The sequence below is a fragment of the Megasphaera sp. DJF_B143 genome (assembly GCF_900320625.1).
Taxonomy (GTDB): Bacteria; Bacillota; Negativicutes; order Veillonellales; family Megasphaeraceae; genus Megasphaera; species Megasphaera hexanoica.
Genome location: NZ_ONTA01000066.1, coordinates 1 through 3,899, shown reverse-complemented (window position 1 = coordinate 3,899; position 3,899 = coordinate 1). Strand labels below are relative to the sequence as shown.

General features: G+C 51.7%; 1 protein-coding gene and 1 pseudogene. One reads left to right on the top strand and one right to left on the bottom strand.

The genetic code is table 11. The features are described 5' to 3' along the window. Window positions 1-361 (bottom strand): annotated as a pseudogene (locus tag DBO31_RS01900) (transketolase); the annotation flags it as partial. 793 nt (window positions 362-1,154) lie between these two features. On the opposite strand from DBO31_RS01900, the gene DBO31_RS01895 reads away from it, so the two are divergent. Continuing rightward, the gene (locus tag DBO31_RS01895; RefSeq protein WP_150824305.1) at window positions 1,155-3,524 is read left to right on the top strand and encodes an S-layer homology domain-containing protein; all 2,370 of its coding nucleotides are present in this window, start codon (window positions 1,155-1,157) and stop codon (window positions 3,522-3,524) included. Window positions 3,525-3,899: the final 375 nt, after the last annotated feature.

The window sequence follows — 3,899 nt, the reverse complement described above, 5'->3', positions numbered from 1 at the left end:
GGCCCTGACCCAGCGAGCCGGTAGACATATCAATGCCCGGCGTGCGGTTCATATCGGGCACGCCCTGGAGCATGGCTCCACATTTCCGGAGATTCCACAATTCGTCTTCGGGAAAGAAACCGTGCATCATGAGCGTCGCATAGAGAGCCGGTGCAGCATGGCCTTTGGACAGGATGAGCCGGTCACGGCCGGGCCAGTGAGGTTCTCCGGGCCGCACATGCATATATTCCCCATACAACACCTGCAGGATTTCCACAATGGAAAGAGAGCCGCCGGGATGGCCTGCGCCGGCAGCAGCCAGCATCTTGACGACATATTCACGCACAGCCGTAGACCGCCGTGCGAGTTCTTCATTTGTCATAGAATCATCTCCAGTCAACAATAGTATCACCTATATGTACAGCATAGTACTTTTTGCCATAGGCGTAAAGGGTGGAAGATAGTTTGTTTCTTTTGTTAACGCGAATAGTTTGTGTGATGGTGATATTACACTCTAAAAAACTCCCTTTCAGGCAGTTCAGGATGTTCGTATTTCCTGTCTGCTTGAAAGGGAGTTTGTGTTTGTCTGGCGTTACCGTTTCTTGCCGGTTCCTGCGGGAGTTTCCGCCTATTCAACTGTTCCAGTCCCTGGGCCGGGGACAGATTCCGCACGCCTTCCCAGACGGCCATCAGGTCATCCCGTTCCTCTCCGAAGAGGATATAGCTGCTGCTCCTCTTCCACCTTCCGGCTGTAGATCATCTTTCGATTCATCGCCCCTGGGAACGTGCTGATTATGACCCCGAAGGGCAGCATCATCAACAGAAATATGGACTTGAAACCTCATAAATCCGTACGTATTCTATCCTTATTATCATCTTACTAAATATAAAGAATAAATACACTGTAATAAATTACAGGTATAGGTCATAGAATCAGAATTTTTCCAACAAATGCAGGAGCTTTTTGGTTGTCATGACAGATAAACCATTAAATCATGTCATCTGTCATGACAGATTCATAAAAGTTTATACAACCGTCTAAAACGCTTTTGTAATTGCAAAATACACATGAATATACTGTAACAAATTACAGTGTGTTTCCTTTTTGCTTTTGATATAATGAAAACAAAAAGACAGCTAAAAAATATAGTTTAAGAATAAAGGAGGCGTACATTATGAAGAGACGTCATCATTGTAAAACATCCCATGCCAAACTGACATTGGCTGTATTGGCCCTGTGTAGCATGACGGCTTTCTGGGGCGGTGCTGCCTGGGCCGCTGATGCTGGGCAGACTCCGGATCCCGTCCAGGACGGCATCCATTATTTCAGTGTCAACCCTGAGAATGGTAACCGCGACAAAAATTACAATAATGACGGTGCGGTAGGGAAGGACTCTCTGGCTATCGGGGCTGGGGCCCATGCTGAAGGAACTATGGGGGCTACGGCTCTGGGCAACGATGCCGTAGCTGACGGTGAACGGGCACTGGCTGTAGGAAATGGCTCGAAAGCTACCGGTTTGGACGCTATTGCCATTGGTACCGGGTCCCAGGGGGAAGCCACTGGAACGAATGCCATCGCTATTGGCGAACAGAGTCATGCTAAGGGTATGTATACGACAGCGGTGGGCAGTTATTCCGAAGCCACTGCCAAAGGGGCCGTGGCCCTGGGACAGCAGGCCAAGAGCAAAGGAGAGGACAGCACCAGCATCGGCATCATGGCCAATGGCATGGGCAAAGGAGGAACGGCTGGTAAACATTCTACGGCCGTAGGGGCCTATTCCGAATCTTCCGGACTGGCTTCTACAGCTTTGGGTGGCTTCAGCAAAGCCACCGATGACTTCGCAACGGCTTTGGGCTATGGCAGTGGAGCCGTCCTTCGAGGCACAGCCGTAGGCGCTGCCAGCCAGGTTACGGGAGAAGGCGGCACGACGATAGGTCTCTTAAGCAGCGCTTCTGCCCCGGGAGCCGTGGCGCTGGGCATGAGTTCCGTAGCCGACCGGGAAGCGGGCTGGCAGGGATACCATCCGGTGTACGGCCAGATGCAGGTCGTTTCTCCTGCCTGGCAGTCCACCTGGGGTGCTGTTTCCGTCGGGGCCGGGCCTTCCCAGGATGAAAATGGCCGGTGGATTCCCCAGCGGACCCGGCAGATTATCAACCTGGCAGCCGGGACGGAAGATACGGACGCCGTGAACGTGGCCCAGCTGAAGGAAGCCATGAGCGATGCCCGGATTTCCATTCATGCCGGGGAAGGCATCGTCGTGGAGAAACAGGGATCGGAATATACCATCAAAGCCAATCTGAATGGCTTGGGCAATACCCATGGGGAAGTCCAGATTCTGTCTAATCCGGAGGAATTTCCAGAGAACCCGGATCAACGGGAAGTATCTCCCAATCAGCCTAGACAGGCACCGGGGCTGCAGCTGGCTCGTGCCGTAGCGGAATCGGAAAAGGAAACCGATGACGGCGGACCACTCCATGTGGGCTATGTGGCTAATCCCGTTTCCTTTGTCACGGAAGACAACAATGCCGCTACTCTCAATGACGGAGGTACGATCAACGTTTTGGGCGGAGACAATATCCAGACGGCATCTACCACTACTACCGATGCTAATGGCGGCAAGGTCGATACCATCCATATCAATTTGGAACGGGATATCAATGTCGATAGTGTCCAAATCGCCCAGGGCGGGCCACTGTTGAACGGAGACGGCCTGGATATGAGCAATCAGTCCATTACCCAGCTGGCACCGGGTGAAGTATCGGCGACGTCTACGGACGCCATCAACGGCAGCCAGCTCTACGCCACCAACCAGATGGTACAGGAAAACCGGCAGAACATTACCCAGCTGGGAAATTCCCTGAACAAACTGGATAACCGCATCAATCGTGTTGGTGCAGGCGCGGCAGCTTTGGCAGCACTTCATCCGCTCGACTTTGATCCGGACAGCAAGTGGGATTTCGCTGCTGGTTATGGCAACTATCGCGATGCCAATGCAGCGGCTGTCGGACTCTACTATCGTCCGAACGAAGACACCATGTTCAGCGTCGGTGGCAGCTTCGGCGGTGGCGAAAATATGGTTAATGCCGGCGTTAGTCTCAAACTGGGACGCGGCAGCCATGTTTCGAATTCCCGTGTAGCCATGGCTAAAGAAATTCGCGATATGCGTAAAGCTATGGCTGAACAGGCAGCTGAAATTGCAGAGCTCAAAGCGATGCATCATCTGGCTATCGATCCCAATAAGAGCATGCTCTTCCCCGATGTAGCCGATAACCACTGGGCTTACGAATATGTCACGAAACTGGCGGGCAATGGCATTATCGAAGGCTACCCGGATGGACTCTTTAAAGGCAATCAGGTGATGACCCGCTACGAATTTGCAGCCATCGTCTACCGTCTGATGGAAAAAGGACTCGGCCATACCGATCCGGAAATGAACCGCCTGGCCCGCGAATTCAGCAATGAACTTTCGTATATCCGCATCGATACGGTACATCAGGATAAAGACGGTACGCCGACCGTACAGCGTGTCCGCGTAAAGAAATAGTGACAAGATAACGATCATATCGGCCTGTCGGGATGATGTGATTACGTCTGATGATTCTGTCGATCAGGATAAATAACCAGAGGCATAGGTAGAGCGAGAGGCTTTGCCTATGCCTCGTGCTGGTTTTAAAAAATGTCGGGAAAGTGCCTGGATGGCGGACCTATAAAAAAATAAGGGGCTGTAACAAAATGAGCTTTTTGCTCATTTTGTTACAGCCCCTTTCTTTGGAACCACTTATTGGATAATCCTTCTTTTCGGGAATATGTGAAAAGCCCTCCCATCTGTATGGAGGGAGGGATAACGATGTCGTCGGTCAACGTTCAAATACATTACAAAAATAGCCGCCCCGGTCTCCAGACTAAAGCGGCTACTTTT